We start from the raw sequence: 22450 nt of genomic DNA on the forward strand, positions 1-22450 counted from the left end.
TATTTTTGATTAGTTATATTGATTTTTATAGGTTGTAAGCCAATTAGTTTGTTTTATAATTATTACACAGGCATTTATTTTTCCTTCTATTTTTTCTGAAACCTTGTATTGTCGTACTTGCTTTTTGTCAATCTCTCCATTTTTATAAGAGATAAAGTCTCGTATTGCAGCTCTTTCCTGAGATAAGCAAATTTTTTCGCCATCTGTTAGTATGTCACGTTTTCGATATTTGGTTTCATCTTTAATAAGCACCGGAATATCTTCAAACAAAAAAGAGTTTATTACATCTAAAAATTCTAAACGATTTTGGGCTTCTTGTTCGGTTATGTTTGAGTTTATCATTTCTTTGTTTTTTCTAAAAGTTGATCAATTACATTTCTTAAATCGCTTTGAATTTCTATTTGATTTGTATGATTTGGATTGTCAATTAGCCATTGCTCCAGCTCGGCTTTTTTATTTCTTAATTGTTGTTGAGTCATGGTTAGTTTTGTTTTTCGATTGGCATTATTAATACTTTTAAGTGTGGTCTTTTTTGCTCTTTCTTTTTTACTGATTCTAATAATGCTTTAGGAAATCGACACATTAATTTGCTGATACATTTACAATAGATCCAGTCTTTTTCTCTTCCTTTTATTCGTGGGCTTTTTGCAATTAGATTTTTGAATTCTATTTCTTCTTTTCGCAACTCAACCAGAAACCACTTGTTGACTGAGGAATTTGACAAGACCTTCTGAAAATCTATCGAATTGGTCACTACGCTTTCGACCCAGTAAAACCAAAAAGCAAGTATTAAATCTTCTTTTGTTTTGCAGATTTCTAATTGACTCATTAGATAATCTTCGGTTGCTTCTTTTTTGATTGTTGTTTTCATCATATGATTTTTAAATAATTTCTTTCCAATAATTTGCTGCTCTTTTCGGAAATATGACGAATGGTTCGCCACCACCGTTTAATCTTCCGTCAGGGAATAATTTAAATCCCTCTACCCATAATTTCAAATCAACGTCATAACGTATGTCATCAGCTAGTGCACCTTTAGGCTCTTTTCCTTTTGCTTGTGAAATCCAAATAATTCCTTTTCCTTTTTTAAGCATCAATTCTTTTAATTGATAATACTGGGTTCGATTGATTCTTGTGTATTGCACAGAATCGATAAAAAGAAAATCCGGTGATTTTGGTTTGCTCATTCGAATAATCAAATCGTCAAATGGTTCGCGATCCAATAGAATAAAAGAATTGCCAAGATTTTCCATGTGGTTTCTTATTAGGGCACTTTGAATTGTAGCAGAAAGCCCCTGTTCTAAAGAATCGTAAGCCACTTTCCCGAAATTGGTCAGATACTTAGCGAATTGAATTGCAGCCTCAGTTTTACCTTGACCAGAGCCACCGAAAATAATGGCTGAAAAAGCTTTGTCAGGAGTTCCTAGTGTTGTTTCCCAATCACCTGAAAAACTAAGTGGATTAAATTTTTTTGAAAGAACGTTTGATACAGAGTAAGCTCTATTAATCTTCTTAGACATATTTTTTTTTAATTCTGTTTATTGTCGCATTGTGTACACCATACATGTGGGCGATTTCGTTATTTGATTTATTACTTTTTAGTAATTTTATAATGTTGTCGATATCTTCAAGTTTTATCTTTTGTCTGAATACTCCAACACCGTTTGAAGATCCTTCTTTCCATTCTAAATTTGAATAGTGATAATCAGATAAGTCATTGATCTTACTAACTCTTTGGTCAGAATGTTCTCTTAAACCGTTCCAAGCTTCACAAATTAGCTTTGCGACTGAATGAGCCTTATTAATAAAATTTACTTTTAGCGTTGGGTTTTTACGTGTTTTGTCGTTTTCAAAGGGCTTTAGTAAAACATCGTTAAAGTAAATTTCAGAGCCATTTTCATTTACTCGAAGTCCTTCGATTAGTGGGTGATAACGAAAATCCATTATGACGCTCTTTTATGTGAGAAAATCAATCTTCGTACACGTCTAACATCGCCATCACATTCTTTTGATATTGTTCTGATTATGGCTTTGTCTTCCACACCATTTGCTATGCATATATTTTCAACATCACTATAACTGGTACTTTCAAGTTCAATGAATCGAAGTCCTACACGACTGTAAATTTCTCTGTAGCCTTTCTTTTCCATTGCTACACCTCGTTTAATTCTTTTTTCAAGGAAGTGGGTTGCCATAAGAACAATACCACAATGATTTTCAAGTTCGTTGAAAAGAGTGATGAAAAATAAAAGCACATTATCAGCAAGTTTGTCGGCTTCGTCTAAAATGATAATCGGTGATTCTAAAGATTTTAGAAGTAGAACTGCTTTGTGCATCATTTCCGGTAATGTTAAGCCAGCGTGATCTTTACCCATTTTTGCCAGCAATTCACGTAAAAACCAACGTTTATCCCAATATTCATTACAAGACAATAAGAAAGCATTTTTGTTGTCTACTTCGTATTTTTTTGCCGTTTCTGATTTACCTGATCCGGCTTTCCCAGTAATAGCCAGTACCAAAGAGAATTGTTGACTATCATTAAAAAACTGTAGCAAATCTTTGGAATTTCGAGTTTCTGCATAACTCCAGCCATTTGCAGTAACGCCAACATATTTAGCAACTCTACGCCACATATCGTCGCCAATTTGATCCCATTTATGATTTCGCATTTGTGATAGTGTTGCAGCTGATACTCCAGCCATTCCAGCGGCAACTTGGTTTTGAGAACCTTTTTGTATAATAAATCTTTCTAGTGCTTCTACAGCTTGAATTTTGTCTTGATGTGTCATTTTTATAGGTTTAATAAGGGTTTAAATAATATTTAAAGCGTTTAAAATCGAGAATAAAAACCTCCTGAATCAGCTGCCATCTGTTCTTCTTTAGGTAGATTTCCTTGAAACTTGACCATGAGTTCCTGTTCTTCAATTAGGCTTTCTCTGCTAATACCGGTTCGTTGTATCAATCGTTCGTAGGCTTCCTGATCTCGCTTTAATTCAGCATCTCGAACAGCAATGTCCTGAAGTAATAAAGCTTTTGAGTTATCTTTCATTAATACCGGAATAGATTCGTGCATTCGTTTAGATTGTGCGTAGGCAACAAATCTCTTTTCTCCTGATGGTGTTAATTCGTAGAGTCCGACAAATTCATCTAATCGCTCAGGATCATATCGTACTATTAGACTTTCTCCAACATATTTTCTTCTAAAATTTAAGTCCACATTATTGGTTTCGTCATATACTTCGTAGATATAGTCCTTTCCTTCAACTGTGAGTGGCATACCATGAGCGTAGTATTTTTTAACCTTGGTTTCATCTAACCAAAACATAGAAAGTTGATCCATGATGTCAATTTCTTCGCGATGTTCAGTTTCTTGGTTATACATTTCTATCCTGCTAAACTCCCAATCTTCCTGTTTTCCAGCGTTCCATTTATTTACTAAGGCTGTGAATATTTTATTAAATTCATCAACAGTAGGCAGGGCAGTTTTATACTCAACAATAAAGTCGGTATTAGGCTTGTTATTTACGCTTCTAACCTTAATACTTTGCTTATCTGAGAACCACATTTTAGAAATCACTTGCTGTTGTAGTCGATTAAATATCTGCTCTGCCGGACTTGACTTTCTTCCTACTTTATGGCTGTAATGTGTTCCGCCTTTTGCCGGAAGCTTATCGTATAAATCCTGCATGCGGTTTGAAGTGTGACCAGATTGTTTATCATAAGTAAATAGAAATGGACGACAGCCTGATTCATTAACAGCCATTTTAACGGCTCTAAAATGTGATGCGTGGTTTTCAGAGTAAGCAATATCCCAACCAATGATTTTTTCGCTGTAAACATCAAAAACGACGTTAATTTTAAGTTCGGCAGCCATTTTTTGTTTATTGTTTGAAAAGTGTACCAAATCCAATTTAGTACCATCAATAGCCCACCAAGCATTAGGAAACCATTCTGAGCGCTTTCTTGTCACCGTATGACCAAAGTGTTTCATATATTCATCACGTCCATCACGAGCTAACTTCCAAATTCGTTTCTGTTCAGTCTTGTCAAGCCATGCGCCAATTGATCGCTCTGTTAAGCTTTTCCATCCTTTTGCTTCACGTACAGATTCATAAATTTTCAAAACTTCTGAAATTGTGTATTTTACAGGAAGGCAATATTGAGCCATTATAAAATCTGCTACATCATCTACAATTTTAGACGGATTGCTGTTCATCCACTTACCTGAAACAACTGAGCTATAACCTTCATCTTCGTATTTTTGAATGGCACGTTTGAATGAAACCACATTTTTGTAACGTGTGTGCATCCATGTTTCCGGAAGATTGCCAATCGCTTCGAGCATCCTGTCCCACATTTGCTTCTTTCCGCCAAAACGCTTTTGTACGACAACGTTGGTAGCAATATGCTTTACTGCATTGAACATTACAGACTGATGTGTATACTCTTTTTGTTTTTCTTCCGGCAAATGAGTGCCGTTTTCTAAAAGATAATCCCGGAAGTATTGCTCCGCTTTATGATCCCATTCCATATAGTCGCCAAAGACAATGTTTTTGACGCTGGCGTAAGGATCAATACCTTTTTCGCGAATTATTTTCTTGAAGCGGTCAGGGATAGATTCATAAGCGACAAGTGCTTTGCGACCGTTACCACCAATCGTTACTTTTTTAATTTTACCGTTAGAGCATAAATACTTATAATTAGCTTCGGACATTATTCCGGTGCCATAAAGCCAAGTACTGGCTACGCATAGTGTGTTTTGCTGATACTCAAACATAGTATTGAGAATTAAATATTATTTTGAAGATCTTTTACTAATTCTTCTCTATTGGTGATAATTCTATCCAGAGCATTAAATGCTTCGACATTCCCTCGAACAAATCTTTTTTTAGCAGCGTCCGGAGAGCAACTAAGTGCAGCTCCGAGAGTTGTGTAATCTCCATACTGTAATCTTTGTTCTAGACTGTCGATTTCTTTTTTACATTTTAGTCCGTTTGTTAGGACATTGTTATTTTTCTCCATAGTTTTGTCTTGTTGTCGTGACAAAGATAGATAAAATAATATCCTAAAAACAAATTATGGATAAAAATATATCCTGCATCAAAGAAAGGATTATGCAATACGCTGAATTCAAAGGACTTGTAAAAGATAAGTTTATTGAAGATCTCGGCATGACTATAGGTAGTTTCAAGGGAAAGCAAAAATTAAGTTCGGTAAATTCTGATTTTTTAGATAGTCTTTTATCTAAATATCCCGAGATTAATATGGAGTGGTTATTATCGGGAAGTGGTAGTATGCAAAAGGAAACCACAATCAAAAAAGATAATGATATAGACACAGTTGTAAAGCTGAATTCTAATAGTTTAGTTGATGAAATCCTGATAGAAGCAAAGCTTTTCGATGATAGTCAGGATCCGGAAATTCTTAAAAACTCTAACGGAAATAAATATTTCGTATACCCTGATGGCACAATAAGAATTGAAGTTATTAAAATCCCATTTAGTGCACATGCTTCTTATGTAGAGTGTTACAATGATGAAATTGCATTAAAAGAAGAATTTTCAAGTATGGTTTTTAAGGTTGATCACATAGGTCGTGGTAATTATGTAGGTTTTGAATCCATAGGTGAAAGCATGTGGAACGGTGGTGGATATGATACACCCTCAGGAGCAGAAATGCTAGGACGAGAAGTTGGCAAGCATTTATGGACTAATGGGTTTCATAAAACAAAATATGGCTTCGTGATTATCTCAAAAGAAGGAATTTGGCATAAAGATATAACCGATTTAAAAGAGAATGGAGAAATCACTTTATCATCACGAAATCCCGAGTCAGTACCTTTTGACTATCCATTGAATAACATCATGCAGATATTTCATGTCATTAAGCGCTCTTTTTAAGTTAAGATACTCATAAACAGCCTGATAATTTTATTTTAACCCCTGTAGCAATAGTATTATCCCTGCCTTGATAGATATAATTTTATCTATTAAGGCTTTTTTTTGTGTATTTACGATTATGTAAAGGATATTATATTATCTATTTTTCTAACTGCAACACTAACCCCAAAGCTAACCGCAAGTTATAATATGTATCTTTTTCGAAAGAGTTTATATTTAACAACGCTAGGTATAAAAAAACCGTTTAAACGATGTTTTAAACGGTTATTAAAGAGTATTAAATTGCTGTTTTTAAGGGGCTTCAGGGTTTTTATAAGTAATATTGAGATAATGCCGTACTTAATCCGTTTAAACTGTTTAATAATGGCAATTAACAGGTAGATAATAGGCTATTAATATACTTTTTGTTTTAAGTTGCTTTTACGGGGTTTTGTAGCTTAAGTGTTGATTTTAAAGGAGATTTCAGGGGTTTTTATATTTAATATATTAATACTTTTGGTTATACCCCTTATAGTCGGGCTATCCGGTCCGCCGCGGCGGATTCCTCCTATCCCTCACGCAAAAAGAAAGAGTATAGAATAAAGAGTATAGAATAAAGAGTATAGAATAAAGAGTATAGAATAAAGAGTATAGAGGAAAGAGTATAGAGGAAAGAGTATAGAAGAAAGAGTATAGAATAAAGAGTATAGAATAAAGAGTATAGAATAAAGAGTAAAGAGAAGGGATTAAAGAAAAAGTAGCCATAGAGTATGTCATTTCGACCGGAGGGAGAAATCACACAAGAAACTCCGCAAAGAAAAGGTCAATCTTTGTCGATGAGTGCGATTTCTCCCTGCGGTTTAAATGACAAACTACACGAATAAAACATAAAAAAAAAGGCTTTCTGAAAATCATCAGAAAGCCTTTTTTTATGATTATCACAATTAGTGTGAATCAGTAAATTTGTGTTTTTAATCCAGGCTAAAATTATAAATAATCTTACCAACTTGTTTAGCAGGTGCATCAGCATCAGCGTCCCATTTGGTATTCATGGCCGCAATTTTTGCCTGATCCAGCAAACATCTTGCAGTGTTTGTCGTTCCTTTTATTCCAGGGGTTGCGCTGATTGTTTTTCCGTTTTGATCTACTGTAACTTCAACAACTACTTTTCCGGCTTCTTCACAAGTATATTTTGGTGCAGGTTTAGATAATGCTTTTCGTGTTCCTAGAGAGTATCCTGATCCGCCGCCAGAACCTCCGCCGCTTCCGGCTCCGTATCCGCTTCCTGTGCCAATGCCATTTCCGGTTCCGTTTCCGCCACCAGTTCCGCCACCGGAACCTCCGGTGCCATAATATCCGTTCGAGCTTAGACTTCCGCCTGCTTTTCCTTTATTTCCTGCTGCCTTATCATCTCCATCACCGCCTTTGTTAGATCCTTTTAAGATGCTTGATAAAGCATCGTTTGTAGAGTTCGAAACTTTAGGCTTTTCAGGAACAGGTTTAGCCTCAGGTTTTACGACAGGTGTTGCTTTTTTAGGTTTTTCTTTCGTCGGAATAACAACATCGTTATTATCGTCTGCTGTATTTTCCTGAGTTATAATAGCTTCGTCCGGAGTCGATTTTGCAGGAGCTTGTTTAGTTTCGTTTTTCACATTCAAAACTTCGCTTTTATAGTTTGCTCCAGAGCCTAAATCGCTGTCTCCAAAGTTTACCGTTACGCCACCACCGCCACCGCCAGAAGCAAGTGCAGCATTGTTTTCCGGATTATATGGAGGCCAAAAACGGATAAAAAATAAAAGCAATAATAAGACAGCATATATTGCTGTAGATATTAATAAAGATTTCTTTTTATCTGAAGAATCTGTAAAAGTCATTTTGATTCTGAGTTTTGTAATAGTATTTAATAAAAACGTTTAAAAGTAGTAAAAATTGTTTAGAAACAAAGAGGTAATTTAACCGCAAAGCCCGCAAAGAGTTTACGCAAGGGGCGCTAATTTATTTGTCGCAAAGCCGCGAAGTCGTAAAGTTTTCCTTTTTTAAGTTTTTCTTTGCGACTTCACGGCTTTTCGTGATTAAAAAAAAGCTTTGCGAACCTTGCGTAAACCCTTGCTTCCTTTGCGGTTAAACAAAAAAACGAGCCAAATAATTTAGCTCGTTTTAGAATAAAAGTATAAAGAAAATTATACTAATTGTTTCAATGCAATCTCAAAAGCTGTTGCACTGATATTTGTTTTTGATGGATTTAAAGCGTGAGCTTTTACAATCGCATTTTTTATAGTTTCTGACGTATCATTAAAAATAGCCTCATCGGTCATTTGAACTTTTTTCTCCATAAAATAAGCAAAAACCCTTGCCATTCCGCAATTTGAAATAAAATCCGGAATCAAACTTACCTTATGATCTACTTCTTCCATGATCGAACCAAAGAAAATTTCCTTGTCAGCAAAAGGAACATTCGCACCACAAGAAATTACTTCTAGTCCGTTTGCGATTAAACTATCGATTTGAGTTTGTTGTACCAATCTTGAAGCCGCACAAGGTGTGAAAATTTCAGCACCAATAGTCCATATTTTTGAGTTGATTTCTTCAAAAGGAATCATGTTATCGGCAACTAATTTGTTTCCGTCCTTATTAAGGAATAAAGTTTTAATTTCTTCAAAAGAAAAACCTTCTTCCTTGATTAATCCACCATCACGATCGATAATCCCGATCACTTTTGCACCCATTTCGGCTAAGTAAAAAGCAGCTGCAGAACCTACGTTTCCAAAACCTTGTACGATAGCTTTTTTACCTTTGATGTCACCGCCGTATGTTGCATAAAAATGACGAACCGCTTCGGCAACGCCATAACCGGTAATCATATCGGCAACAGTATATTTTCTGGTTACATCAGGAGAGAATTTAGGGTTTTCGATTACCTTGATAACACCTTGGCGTAACTGACCAATTCTATTGATTTTGTCTGCTTCAGTTGGTTTAAAGTGTCCGTTGAAAACACCTTCCTGCGGATGCCATACACCACATTCTTCTGTCATTGGAATAACTTCGTGAATTTCATCAACATTCAAATCCCCACCAGTTCCGTAGTAACTTTTTAATAATGGCGAAACCGCTTTGTACCAACGTTGTAAAACTCCTTTTTTACGAGGATCATTCGGATCAAAATTAATTCCGGATTTTGCACCTCCAATTGCAGGTCCCGAAACTGAAAATTTTACTTCCATAGTTTTGGCCAATGATAAAACTTCATTCATATCCAAGCCTTTTCTCATTCTTGTTCCTCCACCTGCAGCTCCTCCACGAAGTGAATTAATAACAGTCCAACCTTCAGCTTCTGTCTCAGAATCTTTCCAGTTAAAAACAATTTCAGGTGGTTTATTTTCAAATTGCTGTAATAAATCTTTCATTTTAATGAGATATGTTTAGTTTGTGTAAAAGTATGAAATAGAATAATGCGAATAATGTATTTCAGCTCAATTTTTATTAAACAAAAAAAGAAAGCCGAAAACAGTGCGTTTTCGGCTTTAAATATATTTTTTAAGACTGAGAATTTATATCCCCAGTAAATGTTTTTTCAAAGTTTCATCTACCGGTTTGTTGGAAAGCCAGATTCCGAATAATGCTTTTTTGAAATCAAATCCGGGAATTTTTCCTTTTAAAACTTCATTTTTATAAACATTGATAGTTTGATCAAGTGGATTGTATCCTAAAATAAACACATCTTTTTCTGTAATAGGATCGCTCAAAAATGTTTTAAACTCTTCTATTCTGGGTCTTAATTCCTGGAGATTGCTTCCTGCTGATTTTTCGAAACCACTATTCATTGCTTTGGTTAATTTATTTGATGAAACCATCGATGATGTGATTTCAATTCTAATCGCCATTTCGGTATCGCTATCAATAATAAATTCCGGATCCTGACTTAATTGAGATAAATATAATGCCTGCACATAAACTTCAAGCCACATTTTAGATCTTCCTCCGGCTCCGTTAAGCTGTAAAGTTTTGTTTTGAAATTCAATTTTTCTTGGAACTGTAACTCCGTTTACATCCAATTGGGTTTGGGCAAAAGTAGTAGAAAATTGCAAGCTTAAAAGTAGAGTGAGTAAAAGTGTAATTTTTTTCATGTTCTGTTAATTTTGTAATTTTTAGGTAAAAATAATAGTAAATTATCAATTTATCTTTCAAATTAAACATGTTTTTTTACTCTGTGCCTTGTTTTTTTAGAACGTATTGTATTAACAATCAATTTAGTAAGAGTTGGTTTACGTAGTTTTACCTGTTTTGCGATTTATTTACTTCTTTTTAGGCTACAGACCTGCTGTACTTTAAGTTTTGAGTCACTTTTACCTGTATTTATATTCTTAAATTTTACAGAAAACATTGCAAACTTATCGTCACTATTGCTAAATTTCATAATAATTACGAAAACGATATCGCAATTGTTGCTGATCCCTTAAAATTATATGCATGCATTGTTAATTTCACATTTAAAAATTATCTTTGAGAGCCTTTTTCAAGGAAATAAAAACAATTCAAAAAACAAAAACAACCATCGTCTAAACAGGAATATTCTGAAATTTGGTTTAGAGGAATAATTAAATAATATAACTATGGATTTCAATCTTACCGAAGAACATTTAATGATTCAACAAGCCGCGAGAGATTTTGCTCAAAACGAATTGTTACCAGGTGTTATTGAACGTGACGAAAAACAAATTTTTCCGACTGAGCAAGTAAAAAAAATGGGACAATTAGGTTTCATGGGAATGATGGTTGATCCTAAATACGGAGGTAGTGGTTTAGATGCGATTTCGTACGTAATTGCTATGGAAGAAATTTCTAAAGTAGATGCATCTGCTTCTGTAGTGATGTCTGTAAACAACTCATTAGTTTGTTGGGGTTTACAGGAATTTGGAACTGAAGAACAAAAACAAAAATATTTACCGGGTTTAGCCTCCGGTGAAATTCACGGAGCATTTTGCTTAAGTGAGCCGGAAGCAGGTAGTGATGCAACTTCTCAAAAAACTACTGCGGTAGACATGGGAGATCACTATATTGTAAACGGAACAAAAAACTGGATTACCAACGGAAATACAGCGTCAGTTTATTTGGTGATTGCTCAAACGCATCCGGAATTAAAGCATAAAGGAATCAATGCTTTGATCATGACCAAAGATATGCCGGGTTTTGCTATTGGACCAAAAGAGCAAAAAATGGGAATTCGTGGTTCTGATACGCACTCTTTAATGTTTAGTGATGTAAAGGTTCCTAAAGAAAACAGAATTGGAGAAGATGGTTTCGGATTCAAGTTTGCAATGAAAACACTTGCAGGCGGACGTATCGGGATTGCATCTCAGGCTTTAGGAATTGCTTCCGGAGCTTATGAGTTAGCTTTAAAATATTCAAAAGAGCGTAAATCTTTTGGAACTGAAATCTGTAACCATCAGGCGATTGCTTTTAAATTGGCTGATATGGCAGTAAATATCGAAGCAGCGCGTCATTTGTGTATGAAAGCGGCCTGGGATAAAGACCAACATAAAAACTATGATGTAAGTGGTGCAATGGCAAAATTGTTTGCTTCACAAGTAGCAATGGACACCTCTATTGAAGCGGTTCAGATTCATGGAGGAAATGGTTATGTAAAAGAATATCATGTAGAACGTTTTATGCGTGATGCAAAAATTACTCAGATCTACGAAGGAACTTCTGAAATTCAGAAAATAGTAATTTCCAGATCAGTTATTGCAGGATAAATTTCCTTACAAAATATATTTTTTAAACCCTTTCAGGCCTTTAGCTTTGAAAGGGTTTATTGTTTAGAGGCTAAAATTGCTACATTTACATATAGAAAATTTACTTTATGTACGAAGATTTAAAATACTGGTACTTGCGGGATCATAAATTGTTCAGAACTTTGAGTTATTCTCAGATCAAACAATTGTGCATTATTACAGGTTTTAAAAAAGCTTCGAAAGGTGAGATTATTTATTTCTCTACTTCAGATGTGCCTCGTATATTTTTACTTAAAAAAGGCAATATCAAGATTGTTGCAATTGATGATGATGGAAACGAAACCATAAAAGATATTATCCAGAAGGGAGATTTGTTTGGCGAACTAACTTTAGAATCTGACAATAAAAATGAAGAGTACGCAAAAGTACTTTCAGATGATGTTGCAATCTGTAGTTTTCTAATGTCTGATTTTGAAGATTTATTGCTTAGAAACCCAACTTTGGCGCTTTCGTATACCAAGTTTGTGGGTTTAAAAATGAAACGCATCAAAAACAGTTATGCTAACTTAATCTCTAAAGATGCCAAAACCAGACTCTGTCAATTTCTAAAAGATTGGGCAGAGCAAGAAGGTGTTCGAGATGGAAATGCAGTTACCATAGAAAACTATTTGACCCAAAATGATATTGCTCAAATTATTTGCACCTCAAGACAAACCGCTACGCAATTGTTGAATGAAATGGAAACTAAAAATCTTTTAAGCTATAACAGAAAAGAAATCATGATTCCGGATATTACCAAAATTTAATTATTTTGAGCTAAGTGTAACTTAGCCGACATTTTGCTTTTTCATAGTGCAATAATTTTACATCATCAAAAAGATGTAAAATATTAAATTATGAAAAAATTACTTTTTATTGTTTTAGCAGCAATAACTTCCGTTGCTAATTCTCAGAACGCGATTGCTAAATCTGCGACTGATATCGCTCCTTTATTGATAGGAGAGAAGATTCCAAGCCTTACTTTAAAATCATCTGAAAACACAGCTGTAAATATTTCAGATTTACTTAAAAAGAAAAAGACAGTTCTTGTTTTTTATCGTGGTGGCTGGTGTCCGTATTGTAATGCCCATTTGCAAGCTTTGGCCGAAGCCGAAAAAGAAATCCTTGATCTGGGATATCAAATTATTGGCATAAGTCCTGATGCTCCCGAGAACTTAAAAATTACAGGAGAAAAGGATAAGGTAAACTATACCTTGCTTTCTGACTCAAAAGGAGAATTAATAAAAGCTTTAGGTATTGCTTTTGAAGCCCCTGAAAACTATAAATCCGTAATTAACGTACATTCTAATGGAGTCAATACGAGTTTGTTACCTGTTCCTTCAGTTTTTGTAGTAAACCCTGAAAGTGAGATTTTATTCGAATATATTTCTCCTGATTTTAAGCATCGTATTACAAACGAATTACTTGTTTCTGTATTAAAAACCTTCAAATAAAATAAGATGAAAATGCTAGTATTATTTGTATTGATTTTGATTTCAGCTATTTCATTTGCCCAGAACGATGCAAAACGACTTGATCAATACAATCTGGAAAATAAAGTTGCAATTCAGTGTTATGACCCGGTTGGGTATTTTAACAAAGGAAAAGCAATTAAAGGAAAAAAAGATTTATCTACATCTTATCAAGGCGTGGTTTATAAATTTTCATCAAGCCAAAATAAAGAGACATTCTTAAAAAATCCTTCAAAATATGAACCTCAATACGGAGGATGGTGCGCTTATGCAATGGGAAGTGCAGGAGAAAAAGTCGAGATAAATCCGGAGACTTTCAAGATTATCGACGGTAAACTTTATCTGTTTTACAATGCTTATTTCAATAACACGCTAAAAAGCTGGAATAAAGACGAAACCAATTTGAAGTTTAAAGCAGATAATAACTGGAAAAAAACATATAAATAAAGGTGCCATGAAAACTGAAAAAATAGCATGGGTTTTAAGAATCACAGCTGCAGCAATTTTATTGCAAACATTATTTTTTAAATTCAGCGGAGCACCGGAAAGTATTTATATTTTTTCGACTCTCGGGATAGAACCTTACGGAAGAATTGGTTCCGGAATAGCCGAGCTTATTGCGGCGATTTTAATTTTGATTCCCAGAACAACCTGGATCGGTGCTTTGGGCGGATCCGGAATAATGACCGGAGCTATTTTATCGCATTTGTTTGTGTTAGGAATACAGGTCAAAAATGACGGAGGACTTTTATTCTCCCTGGCGGTTATTACCTTATCATGCTGCTTAGGATTGCTTTACTTCAATAAAAATAAATTATTTAATCTTCTAAAATTCAAATAGCCATGTTACTAAAATCAATACGTTACAGTTTAGATGAATTAATTTATCTTCTGGATCAGTTGTCTGATAAAGAGTATTCGAAATCTTGCGAAGCTTTAAGCGGTGCAACGATTGGAGAGCACACAAGACATATTCTTGAAATGTTTCAATGTCTTGAAAACGGTTATGAAAATGGTATTTTAAATTATGATAATCGAGAAAGAAACATACAAATTCAAACAGAAACCGAGTTTGCAAAACAATGCATAATTCAAGTAAAAACGGGATTAAAAAGCGAAAACAAAACTATTTATTTAGAACAAATAATAGACGGACTTGCCATCAGGATTCAAAGTAGTTACTATAGAGAATTATTGTATAATCTGGAGCATTGCATTCATCATCAGGCTTTGATAAAAGTGGCCGTTTTGCAATTTGGCAATATTTCGATTAATGAGAATTTTGGCGTAGCGCGCTCTACAATAGAATATAGAAAACAATGTGTACAGTAAGTTATATCAATACTAACGGAGTTGTAATTATGACTTCAAACCGGGATGAAAAAGTAATTCGTCCGGCGGCAATTGCACCAAGAAATTATTATCTAAACGGTAAAAATATTACCTATCCCAAAGATCCAAAAGCAGGAGGAACCTGGTTTGCGATAGACGAGTTTGGAAATGCTCTGGTTCTTTTGAATGGTGGAATTGTAAAGCACAATCCGCAGTTTTCTTATCGAAAAAGTCGTGGGTTAATTGCTTTAGACATTATTTCGGATCCTTCGCCAAAAGATTTTTGGCAACAGATTAATTTAGATAACATTGAGCCTTTTACATTGGTTTTGTATCAAAAATTAAAATTGTATGAATTGATTTGGGATGGTTCCGAAAAAAGAACAACACAATTAGATGAAAGTAAAAACCATATTTGGTCATCAGTTACTTTATATTCAGAAAAAGTTCGAAAAGAAAGGGCTTCCTGGTTTGTTGATTTTTTGCAGGATCGAAATGAAGTTTCAGCTTTAGAAATGTTGAGTTTTCATCAGAACACCAAACAGGAAGATACTGAAAACGGTTTGGTTATTAATCGCGAAAATACATTAAAAACGTTAAGTGTCACACAGGTTATAATTGAACAAAATAAAGGAACAATGCAGTATTATGATTTGGTAAAGGCGCAAGATTTTTCGACCTCTTTTATTAGTATTTAAATAAAATTAAGATGAAACTACTTTTTCATAAAATCACCAATTGGGAGTATTGGCCGTTTCAGGTTTTGTATGTTCCTATTTATTTTCTTTGGGCGTATTATGCCTGCAAAGCGAGATCTGTTTTTTTCTTTAATGCATCTAATCCAAAAATTAAAAACGGAGGATTTCTTATGGAAAGTAAAAAGCAGATTTATGATTTGCTTCCTAAAAAACATTATCCCAAAACTATTTTGATTAAAGAGAATACAGGTTTAAAAAAGATAGTAAATAGTATAATCGAAAATAATATTTATTTTCCCTTAATCGCAAAGCCGGATATTGGTTTGCGTGGTTCTGGCGTGAAAAAGATTAAAACTGTTTCTGAATTAAAAGAGTATGCTAAAAAAGCAAACTTTGATTTTTTGATACAAGATTTAATACCGTTTAAAAAAGAAGTTGGTGTTTTTTATGTGCGTCATCCGCTTGAGAAAGAAGGAAAAATTACAGGAATTGTTTCTAAAGAATTTCTAAATGTTATTGGTGACGGAATCTCCACTATTGAAGATTTAATCTATAAAACTCCCCGATTTCAGTTTCAGCTTGAATCCTTAAAAGAAGAATACGGAGACCAATTGTATCAGATCTTAAGAAAAGGCGAAGTGGTTAATTTAGTTCCGTTTGGGAATCATGCCCGCGGTGCAAAATTTCTGGATGGCAGTGATTTGATAACGCCAAAACTAACTGCAATGATTAATGAAATCGCAACTCAAATTCCTGAATTTTACTTTGGGCGTTTTGATATCATGTACAATTCTTTTGAAGAATTAGAACGTGGAGAAAATTTTCAAATCGTAGAACTTAACGGAGCGGCAAGCGAACCCACACATATTTATGATCCTAAACATTCTGTTTGGTTTGCCTGGAAAGAGTTGGCACGACACATTACTTATATGTATGAAATTAGTGTGCAAAATCATAAAATGGGCGTTCCGTATTTAAATTATAAAGTTGGAATGCGTGAATGCAGATTGCATTTGGTTCAAAATAGTAAAATCATCAATTTTTAAAAATGAAAAGAATAAAAAATATCTCTGTGGGATTTCTGGTAAGCTTTCTGGGATCAATTCCTCTAGGATATTTAAACTTAGTAGGTTTGGAAATCTATACAAAATCAGGGCTTCATAATTTAATCTTCTTTTTATTTGGAGTTGTTTTTGTTGAAACCTTTGTCATTTATTTCACTTTGATTTTTGCTAAACGGCTGATACAAAGTAAGCGATTAATGAAGATAATTGATTTTTTTTCCATTGTTTTTATGTTTGGTTTGGCACTCTTTTTTTATTTTAATTTCAGGCAAACCACAAAATCAAATAATTATTTACAAGAGTATTTCATGTATTCGCCATTTGTAATTGGTGTGGTTTTAAATTGTTTTAATTTTTTGCAACTCCCTTTCTGGACCAGTTGGAATCTATATTTACTTAACGGAAAGTATATTGCAATAGAAAGAAAGTTAAAATATTATTATATTGCAGGAACTTTGATAGGTGTTTTTTTAGGGATGTTCAGTCTGATTGTTCTTTTGCAGACTCTTTTTCAAAAAACAAATCATTTTTCAAAGTATTTAATGCCTGTTTTTATTCCGTTAGTTTTTATTATTTTAGGAAGTTTTCAGGTATTTAAAGTATATAAAAAGTATTTTAAACCATCAGCTTTAGCCATTTAAGATCTGAAGTTGGACTAAAATTTCATTTATGAAAAAAATTCTCTTTCTACTTCCTTTTGTTTTGTTAGCTTGTAAATCGAATCCGTTAGCAGTTACTGAAAAAGATTCAAAAGCAATTTCAAAACCACTCGAAATCACCTATAAAGTAAATGAAACGGAGGTTTCGGATTTCTTGAAGTATCTTTCTTCAGATGAATTAGAAGGGCGTGAAACCGGAACGAAAGGAATTGAAAAAGCAGCGGTGTTTTTGGAGGATTTCTTTAAAAATAACAAAGTGAAGCCATATTTTACTTCGTATCGCGATACGTTGACTAATTTTAAATCGCCGGCATATAATATTGTTGGAGTTTTAGAGGGAACTGATCCTGTGCTGAAAAAAGAATTTGTGGTTTTAAGTGCGCATTACGATCATATTGGTGTGGAGAAAAAACAGCAGGCTGATATTATTAATAATGGCGCAAATGATGATGCATCCGGAGTTACGGCTGTTGCGCAAATAGCAAAATATTTTAGTGAGACTAAAGCAAATAAAAGAAGTATTCTTTTTGTGTTTTTTGCCGGAGAAGAAAAAGGTCTTTTAGGATCTAAAAGTTTGGTGCAAAAACTAAAAAAACAAAATTTCAATTTATATACACAGTTAAATATCGAAATGATTGGTGTGCCAATGAAACGTGATTATCTTGCCTATATTACAGGTTTTGACAAATCGAATATGGCTGAAAAAATAAATGAATATACAGGTAAAAAGACTATTGGGTTCTTGCCAAAAGAAGCAGAATATCAACTATTTTTCAGATCTGATAATTATCCGTTTTTTGAAGTTTTTGGAAAACCATGCCAATCTGTAAGTACTTTTGATTTTGAGAATTTTGATTTTTATCATCATGTTTCGGATGAATTTAAACTGATGGACATTCCGCATATGACTTCTTTTATTCAGGAATTTTTACCGGCTGTAACAAAAATTGCTGTTTCGCCAACACAAGAAATTACAATGAATAAATAATTTATCATTTTATTTGATTTGCTTATTTTTGCTTTATGAAAAATATTATTGTTACGGGAACCAGTAGGGGAATTGGTTACGAATTGGCTTTGCAATTTGCTAATGCCGGAAATCAGGTTTTAGCCATTTCCAGAAAAATACCTCAAACTCTTTTAGAGCATCCAAACGTCACTTGCCTTTCGGTTGATTTATCAGATGAAGCTGCTTTGACGGAAGTCGCTAATTTTTTATCTTCAACCTGGAAAAAAGTGGATGCTGTAGTGCATAATGCCGGTGCTTTATTATTAAAACCTTTTGCCGAAACCACTCAGGCTGATTTTGAAAGTATTTATAAAGTGAATGTTTTTGCTGTAGCAAATCTTACGAGAATTTGTTTGCCCTATCTTCAAAAAGGAAGTCATGTGGTAACGATCAGTTCAATTGGAGGCGTAAGAGGAAGTCTTAAATTTGCAGGATTGGCAGCTTATAGTTCAAGTAAAGGTGCTGTAATTACGTTAACCGAGTTATTAGCTGAAGAATACAAGGAGCAAGGAATTTCGTTTAATGTTTTAGCCCTTGGCTCAGTCCAAACAGAAATGTTACGAGAAGCTTTCCCGGGTTATCAGGCACCTATTTCTGCTGAAGGAATGGCTAATTATATTTATGATTTTACGCTTAACGGAAATAAATACTTTAATGGGAAGGTGTTGGAAGTTTCGTCAACAAATCCTTAGATTTTTTAAATTTCAAAAAATAAATTCCAAATTCCAATTTTAAAACTTTTGACATCTAACATATAACTTTTAACGTAAAAGAAATTGATCGAAACTTTAGCCAGATATATACCGGAACATGCCGTAAAGCCTGTCTTTGAATTGATTGTTGACAATCAGGTTCATCTTAAAATCGTCAATGAACGCCAAACGCGTCATGGAGATTATAGGAGAGGGCCGAGTGGTAAACATGAAATCACGGTGAACGCCAGTTTAAATAAATATCGTTTTTTGATTACGCTGATTCATGAGATTTCACATTTAGTGGCTTTTGAAAAATATGGACGTAATATAAAGCCACACGGAATTGAGTGGAAACTTACTTTTCAGCGCACGATGGTTCCTTATATTCGTCCGGAGATTTTCCCCGGGCAATTATTACCCTTGTTAGCGAGGCATTTTAAGAGCCCGTCTGCGAGTAGTGATACCGATACTACTTTGTCTTTGGCTTTAAAGCAATACGATGCGAAAAACGATAAAAACTATGTTTTTGAAATTCCTTACGGAAGCGTATTCAGAATTAAAAACGGAAAAGTATTCAAGAAATTAGCTGTTAGAACCAAACGATTCGAATGTATCGAAATAAGCTCTGGAAGAACTTATCTTTTTAATCCTAATGCTGAAGTGGAATTGATTAATTCGAATTAAAAAATAATAAAAATTCCAATAAAAAAATTCCAAATTCCAATTGCTCATCAGCTTTGGAATTTGGAATTTTTTTATTGAGTTTTATCCAGTTTTGGAATTTAAAAAAGGTTTTAACCTTTTAAATAAGCTTCTCTTACTTTTTTAAACAGGTTCGAAGAGTAAACAAACTTCACAATATCTTTATTGTCTGTTCTAAAAATTTCTTCTTTAGTTCCCTGCCACGCTTTTACTCCTTTTTTTAAGAAAACAATATTCTCGCCAATTTCCATTACCGAGTTCATATCGTGCGTATTGATTACGGTTGTGATATTGTATTCTTCTGTAATTTCCTTAATCAAGTTATCAATCAAAGTTGAGGTGTTCGGGTCTAAACCTGAGTTAGGTTCATCGCAAAACAAATATTTTGGATTATTTACAATCGCACGGGCAATCGCCACACGTTTTTGCATACCTCCGGAGATTTCAGAAGGTAGTTTTTTATGAGCATCAACAAGATTTACTCTTTCTAAGACGAAATCAACACGTTCTTTAATCTTAGCATTGTTGTCGTTAGTGAACATTTTTAATGGGAACGCTACATTTTCTTCAACAGTCATCGAATCAAATAAAGCACTTCCCTGAAAAACCATTCCAATTTCAGTTCTTAATTCTCTTTTTTCGTCCGGATTTAATTCAGAATACACTCTTCCGTCAAATTCAATTGTTCCTGAATCAGGGGTGTGAATCCCTAATAACGTTTTTAATAAAACCGTTTTTCCTGATCCACTTTGTCCAATAATCAAGTTGGTTTTTCCAGTTTCAAAAACCGTCGAAACGCCTTTTAAAACTTTACTGTCACCAAATGATTTTTCTATGTTTTTTACTTCGATCATTATCCTAATAATAATTGAGTTAATATATAATTAAAAAGAATAATACAAACAGATGTCCATACAAAGGATACCGTACTTGCTTTACCCACTTCTAATGCGCCACCTTTCATGTAATATCCGTGAAAAGATGGAATTGTAGCTAATAACATTGCAAAAATTAAAGTCTTAATGAACGCATATGTAATGTGAAAAGGGATAAATTCCATTTGAGCACCCTGAATAAAATCTTCACTAGTCGAAAATCCTCCATATGCACAAGCAAGCCATCCGCCAAAAATACCCAGGAACATACTAATTCCAATTACAAAAGGATACATTAAAAGGGCTACTATTTTTGGAAAAACAAGATAGTTTAATGAATTAACACCCATAACTTCAAGAGCATCAATTTGCTCTGTAACACGCATTGTACCAATACTGGAAGTGATGTAAGATCCCATTTTTCCGGCCATAATCACCGAAATAAAAGTAGGGGCAAACTCCAGAATTACAGATTGACGTGTAGCAAAACCAATTAAATATTTTGGAATTAAAGGATTAGTTAGATTTAGTGCAGTTTGAATGGCCACAACTCCTCCAATAAAAAAGGAGATAAAGCAAACAATGCCAAGAGAGTCGATTATTAAATCATCTATTTCTTTGAAAATCAATTTTTTCATAACAGGCCATTTGGTCTGTTTGTTAAAAATTTCTTTCAGCATTAAAAAATATCTTCCTATTTGAGATATATAACGAATTAGCATCATAAGTTTTGAAATATTGGCTAAGTTAAAAAGAAGTTATGAGTTTTGGGTTATGAGTGAAGCGATTTCGGTACTTTTCCGGATCAAATTAACTTTTGTTTCATTTTCTTAAATCTATAGTTTCTAATAAATTTAGCTTGTTCTGTGGTGACTAACAGTGGTGTTTTAGCTTTTTTAGCTTTCCAGAAACCTCTAATATAGTCAAAAAATAAAAAAGGTTTTTTCTTCATCATCGCCAGTTTTGCTGATGCAATTGCGGTAATCCAAAAACCGTATCCTAATGTGTAAAAAGCTTCTCCTTGTTTATAACGTGCTGTTTTATTGTAGTTTGCGCCTGTTGGTTTAAGGTGTTTTACGTGTAAAGAAGGATTAGTAACTATTTTCCAATCATAATATTTGCAAAGTAATTCATCTACGGTATCCCAACCCATAGCAGGTTTTAAGCCTCCAATTTGCTTAAAAGTTGCTGCACGATACGCTTTCAGTGCTCCGCGAATATGATCTTTATCGGTTAGGTTTTCTAAGATCCACTCGCCATTTTTTTCGATGTAACAAAATCCGCCTGCCATTCCAATTTTCGGGTCCGATTGAAAATGTTTGATGATAGTTTCAAAATAATTAGCTGGAAAAATTAAATCACCGTCTATTTTTACAATAATGTCATAATCGGAATCCAGTGTTTCAAAACCTTTCTGAAAAGCTTGAATTACTTTGCTTCCTGGCATATGAATGGCATCTGAAGTTTTGTTTACAACAGAAATAAACGGATGTTCCATTGCGAATCCCAAAACAATTTCTTCTGTTTTATCAGTCGAATTATCATTTACAACAACAACTTTTGATGGTAAAATAGTTTGAGAAACTAGAGATTGCAGCGTGAGACCAATAAGATCTTGTTCGTTGTGCGCAGGAATGACAATGTAATATTTCATAAATTTTAAATTAAATACCAATTTTCTAAAATTCCAAATTCCAATCTTACCGTTAAGGTTAAAATTGGAATTTGGAATTTGAATATTGGAATTTCTTTATTGTTTTATTTTCTCAGCCACAACAATATAATATCTGGGTGTAAAATATCTTAATAATGGTCTGAAACCAAACTTTTTTACCGGATGTGTAAATTTTTGACGATCCGTTATTTTCCAGCCTGCTTTTTCTAAAAGCCAATCTAACTGCCAATCTTCAAATTCATGATAATGTCTGTCCCACATATCCGTTTTAGAACGATATGCCGGAGAAAACCACAAACGTAACGGAATTGAAATTAACAATTTGTCACATTTTACGTTTTGCAAAATTGTGTATGGATTTAGCAGGTGTTCGAAAATTTCAAATGCAGTAAAAACAGTATAGTCTTGGGTTTGTAAAGCAGTCTGATCGTTGTCCAGATCTTCGCCTTTTGTGTTTTTTACGGTAAAGCCATTTTCTTCCATTATCTTAGAGAATGGATTTGGTACACCAAAATCAAAAATAACTTCAGATGTTTTAACGTGTTTTTGTAAAAACTCTAAAGTAAGTTTGAATCTTTTATTCGGAAACGTTTTTTCGTACATAGTCGTTGCGAAG

At 33.9% G+C, this 22450-nt stretch carries 28 protein-coding genes; 13 read left to right on the forward strand and 15 right to left on the reverse strand.

The features are described from left to right. Positions 1–9: 9 nt before the first annotated feature. The 8 genes from NJT12_RS03455 to NJT12_RS03490 form a co-directional block, all read right to left on the reverse strand. On the reverse strand, positions 10–342 hold the full coding sequence (locus NJT12_RS03455; protein ID WP_271334535.1) for a hypothetical protein: 333 nt from the start codon (positions 340–342) through the stop codon (positions 10–12). After that, positions 339–479: a hypothetical protein gene (locus NJT12_RS03460; RefSeq protein WP_271334536.1), complete on the reverse strand. Its 141-nt coding sequence runs from the start codon at positions 477–479 to the stop codon at positions 339–341. Before NJT12_RS03460 ends, NJT12_RS03455 begins: the two co-directional genes overlap by 4 nt. Positions 480–481: 2 nt before the next feature. Next, positions 482–871 carry a hypothetical protein gene (locus NJT12_RS03465; RefSeq protein WP_271334537.1) on the reverse strand — a complete coding sequence of 130 codons (390 nt, stop codon included), beginning with the start codon at positions 869–871 and terminating at the stop codon, positions 482–484. 10 nt (positions 872–881) lie between these two features. Next, positions 882–1520: a P-loop NTPase family protein gene (locus tag NJT12_RS03470; protein WP_271334538.1), complete on the reverse strand. Its 639-nt coding sequence runs from the start codon at positions 1518–1520 to the stop codon at positions 882–884. Further along, complete coding sequence (locus NJT12_RS03475) at positions 1513–1944, reverse strand: hypothetical protein (RefSeq protein WP_271334539.1); 432 nt, start codon at positions 1942–1944, stop codon at positions 1513–1515. The genes NJT12_RS03470 and NJT12_RS03475 overlap by 8 nt, the downstream gene beginning before the upstream one ends. Next, on the reverse strand, positions 1944–2789 hold the full coding sequence (locus NJT12_RS03480) for an AAA family ATPase (RefSeq protein ID WP_271334540.1): 846 nt from the start codon (positions 2787–2789) through the stop codon (positions 1944–1946). The genes NJT12_RS03475 and NJT12_RS03480 overlap by 1 nt, the downstream gene beginning before the upstream one ends. A 41-nt stretch (positions 2790–2830) precedes the next feature. Continuing rightward, positions 2831–4531 (reverse strand): hypothetical protein, encoded by a 1701-nt coding sequence (locus NJT12_RS03485; RefSeq protein ID WP_271334541.1) that lies wholly within the window; start codon positions 4529–4531, stop codon positions 2831–2833. A 257-nt stretch (positions 4532–4788) separates the two neighbouring features. Next, positions 4789–5022 (reverse strand): hypothetical protein, encoded by a 234-nt coding sequence (locus tag NJT12_RS03490; RefSeq protein ID WP_271334542.1) that lies wholly within the window; start codon positions 5020–5022, stop codon positions 4789–4791. A gap of 56 nt (positions 5023–5078) precedes the next feature. Here NJT12_RS03490 and NJT12_RS03495 point away from each other — a divergent pair, with 56 nt between their 5' ends. Beyond that, positions 5079–5900 carry an XRE family transcriptional regulator gene (locus NJT12_RS03495; protein WP_271334543.1) on the forward strand — a complete coding sequence of 274 codons (822 nt, stop codon included), beginning with the start codon at positions 5079–5081 and terminating at the stop codon, positions 5898–5900. A 950-nt stretch (positions 5901–6850) separates the two neighbouring features. Here NJT12_RS03495 and NJT12_RS03500 read toward each other — a convergent pair. The 3 genes from NJT12_RS03500 to NJT12_RS03510 all read right to left on the reverse strand — a co-directional run bounded on the left by NJT12_RS03500 (position 6851) and on the right by NJT12_RS03510 (position 10006). Then, positions 6851–7753: an energy transducer TonB gene (locus NJT12_RS03500; protein WP_271334544.1), complete on the reverse strand. Its 903-nt coding sequence runs from the start codon at positions 7751–7753 to the stop codon at positions 6851–6853. Between the two features lie 306 nt (positions 7754–8059). Then, complete coding sequence (locus tag NJT12_RS03505; RefSeq protein ID WP_271334545.1) at positions 8060–9286, reverse strand: Glu/Leu/Phe/Val dehydrogenase dimerization domain-containing protein; 1227 nt, start codon at positions 9284–9286, stop codon at positions 8060–8062. Between the two features lie 144 nt (positions 9287–9430). Next, the gene (locus NJT12_RS03510; RefSeq protein WP_271334546.1) at positions 9431–10006 is read right to left on the reverse strand and encodes a chalcone isomerase family protein; all 576 of its coding nucleotides are present in this window, start codon (positions 10004–10006) and stop codon (positions 9431–9433) included. Between the two features lie 486 nt (positions 10007–10492). Between NJT12_RS03510 and NJT12_RS03515 the strand changes: the two genes are divergently transcribed. From NJT12_RS03515 to NJT12_RS03570, 12 genes are all read left to right on the forward strand, one after another. Then, a complete protein-coding gene (locus tag NJT12_RS03515) occupies positions 10493–11635 on the forward strand; it encodes an acyl-CoA dehydrogenase (protein WP_271334547.1) in 1143 nt (380 codons plus the stop codon). 107 nt (positions 11636–11742) lie between these two features. After that, on the forward strand, positions 11743–12420 hold the full coding sequence (locus tag NJT12_RS03520; protein ID WP_271334548.1) for a Crp/Fnr family transcriptional regulator: 678 nt from the start codon (positions 11743–11745) through the stop codon (positions 12418–12420). Between the two features lie 90 nt (positions 12421–12510). Then, complete coding sequence (locus NJT12_RS03525; RefSeq protein ID WP_271334549.1) at positions 12511–13107, forward strand: peroxiredoxin-like family protein; 597 nt, start codon at positions 12511–12513, stop codon at positions 13105–13107. A gap of 12 nt (positions 13108–13119) precedes the next feature. Beyond that, positions 13120–13572, forward strand: coding sequence for a YHS domain-containing (seleno)protein (locus tag NJT12_RS03530; RefSeq protein ID WP_271334550.1), 453 nt, complete (start codon positions 13120–13122; stop codon positions 13570–13572). Positions 13573–13579: 7 nt separating this feature from the next. Continuing rightward, positions 13580–13966, forward strand: a complete 387-nt coding sequence (locus NJT12_RS03535; protein ID WP_271334551.1) for a DoxX family protein — start codon at positions 13580–13582, stop codon at positions 13964–13966. A gap of 2 nt (positions 13967–13968) precedes the next feature. Beyond that, on the forward strand, positions 13969–14457 hold the full coding sequence (locus NJT12_RS03540; RefSeq protein WP_271334552.1) for a DinB family protein: 489 nt from the start codon (positions 13969–13971) through the stop codon (positions 14455–14457). Further along, positions 14445–15155: an NRDE family protein gene (locus NJT12_RS03545; protein ID WP_271334553.1), complete on the forward strand. Its 711-nt coding sequence runs from the start codon at positions 14445–14447 to the stop codon at positions 15153–15155. The genes NJT12_RS03540 and NJT12_RS03545 overlap by 13 nt, the downstream gene beginning before the upstream one ends. A gap of 11 nt (positions 15156–15166) precedes the next feature. Further along, positions 15167–16201 carry a D-alanine--D-alanine ligase gene (locus NJT12_RS03550; RefSeq protein WP_271334554.1) on the forward strand — a complete coding sequence of 345 codons (1035 nt, stop codon included), beginning with the start codon at positions 15167–15169 and terminating at the stop codon, positions 16199–16201. Between the two features lie 2 nt (positions 16202–16203). Continuing rightward, positions 16204–16860, forward strand: a complete 657-nt coding sequence (locus NJT12_RS03555; protein WP_271334555.1) for a hypothetical protein — start codon at positions 16204–16206, stop codon at positions 16858–16860. Between the two features lie 28 nt (positions 16861–16888). Beyond that, positions 16889–17866 (forward strand): M20/M25/M40 family metallo-hydrolase, encoded by a 978-nt coding sequence (locus NJT12_RS03560; protein ID WP_271334556.1) that lies wholly within the window; start codon positions 16889–16891, stop codon positions 17864–17866. 35 nt (positions 17867–17901) lie between these two features. Then, positions 17902–18579 (forward strand): SDR family NAD(P)-dependent oxidoreductase, encoded by a 678-nt coding sequence (locus NJT12_RS03565; protein WP_271334557.1) that lies wholly within the window; start codon positions 17902–17904, stop codon positions 18577–18579. Positions 18580–18663: 84 nt separating this feature from the next. Continuing rightward, positions 18664–19266, forward strand: a complete 603-nt coding sequence (locus NJT12_RS03570) for a SprT-like domain-containing protein (RefSeq protein ID WP_271334558.1) — start codon at positions 18664–18666, stop codon at positions 19264–19266. Positions 19267–19376: 110 nt separating this feature from the next. Here NJT12_RS03570 and NJT12_RS03575 read toward each other — a convergent pair whose 3' ends face one another. From NJT12_RS03575 to NJT12_RS03590, 4 genes are all read right to left on the reverse strand, one after another. Then, positions 19377–20138, reverse strand: a complete 762-nt coding sequence (locus NJT12_RS03575) for an ABC transporter ATP-binding protein (protein ID WP_271334559.1) — start codon at positions 20136–20138, stop codon at positions 19377–19379. Continuing rightward, positions 20138–20884: an MlaE family ABC transporter permease gene (locus NJT12_RS03580; protein ID WP_089478327.1), complete on the reverse strand. Its 747-nt coding sequence runs from the start codon at positions 20882–20884 to the stop codon at positions 20138–20140. Before NJT12_RS03580 ends, NJT12_RS03575 begins: the two co-directional genes overlap by 1 nt. 80 nt (positions 20885–20964) lie before the next feature. Next, on the reverse strand, positions 20965–21813 hold the full coding sequence (locus NJT12_RS03585; protein WP_271334560.1) for a glycosyltransferase family 2 protein: 849 nt from the start codon (positions 21811–21813) through the stop codon (positions 20965–20967). A gap of 96 nt (positions 21814–21909) precedes the next feature. Next, entirely contained in the window at positions 21910–22437 is a 528-nt protein-coding gene (locus NJT12_RS03590) for a methyltransferase (protein WP_271334561.1), read from the reverse strand. Between the last annotated feature and the right edge of the window lie 13 nt (positions 22438–22450).

This window comes from Flavobacterium azizsancarii (assembly GCF_027980145.1).
Lineage (GTDB): Bacteria > Bacteroidota > Bacteroidia > Flavobacteriales > Flavobacteriaceae > Flavobacterium > Flavobacterium azizsancarii.